The 1,100-nt window shown below is 44.4% G+C and carries 2 protein-coding genes; both read right to left on the bottom strand.

Going from position 1 to position 1,100, the window contains the following annotated elements:
• Window positions 1–251, bottom strand: a 251-nt coding sequence (locus tag A3739_RS04360) for a linear amide C-N hydrolase (RefSeq protein WP_197472042.1), incomplete at its 3' end; no start/stop codon positions are given.
• A gap of 135 nt (window positions 252–386) precedes the next feature.
• Window positions 387–1,100 (bottom strand): Ig-like domain-containing protein (locus A3739_RS04365; RefSeq protein ID WP_197472043.1); only part of this gene is annotated, 714 nt, incomplete at its 5' end.

Below are 1,100 nucleotides of genomic sequence, written 5' to 3' on the forward strand. Positions count from 1 at the left end.
TTGGCTCCCACCACGCCATACTTAGTCACATAAGTGCCACCAGTGAGATTCTCGTCCATAATGAGTTTTTCAATTTTTGTGCCTGCTGGAACGACTAGGATATTTGAGTGCACATCGAAACTAAACTCCATTGTACGCGCCGGAACGGCTGTTCCATCAAGTGCCCGCAATATGATTCCGGTACAAGCAAACACACTTGGACAAAGAAAACAGAGCACGACAACCATGGTTGTATTTAGTCTAGATCGCATTTTGGTAAGTCCTTTTTATTGTCAGTAAAGTTGATGCCGGATTTATATTTAAATCGAACTACTCTCACAAGCTAGATTTCAAGTGATGCCAGATCTCCTGAAAACTGTATAAAAAGGTCAGCATTAGATACCCTTCTACTCTATTCTGAGGCTAGCATTCCCACTAGAATTACTAAACTCGATATAAACATTTACATTACCTGCCGCAATGGCTTCCGCAATATTTCGATCTGATGAATCGCTACCAAATAAAGCTAAGCCGCCAGGTGTTGGCGTGAAGTTAGCAAAGGGTGTGCAATCGAACTTACCTCCCCCTGACAAATTAGCGGTGCAAGAGCATGTTGCAAAATCACCTACTAATAGATCGGAAGGCTCGCAACTCGGAGTTATAAACGTTACGTAATCACTCGTGACATCAAGATTTACAAAGTCAGACAAATCTAGGGTGCCATCAATATATTTGGCCGTTATGACCGTAGTGCCGGTCTTAACCGTATGCACACGGCCTTCATTACTCGGTGAATTGCTTATAGAAGCAATCTCTTGATTGCTCGATGACCAGACTACCTGGTCTGTCACATTAAGCGTTGTCTGATTCGAATAGTCGAGCATTGCTTCATAATTTGCATCGACCCTAAGTGGCAAGTCGCTATCACCCGGCACGATACGGAGTGCTGTAGGCGTTGCGTTTGTTACGGTGAGTACAGCTATATTGCTATCTACGCCGCCCAATGATGCCGAAATATCAGTAGTATCGGGCAGGAGCCCAGCAAATGTTGGGTCTGAATCCACGCGACCCGGTATGCGTAAATTCAATGTTGCAAGCGTTGTATTCGAACTAGTCCAAGC

The sequence above is a fragment of the Oleiphilus sp. HI0067 genome (assembly GCF_001635735.1).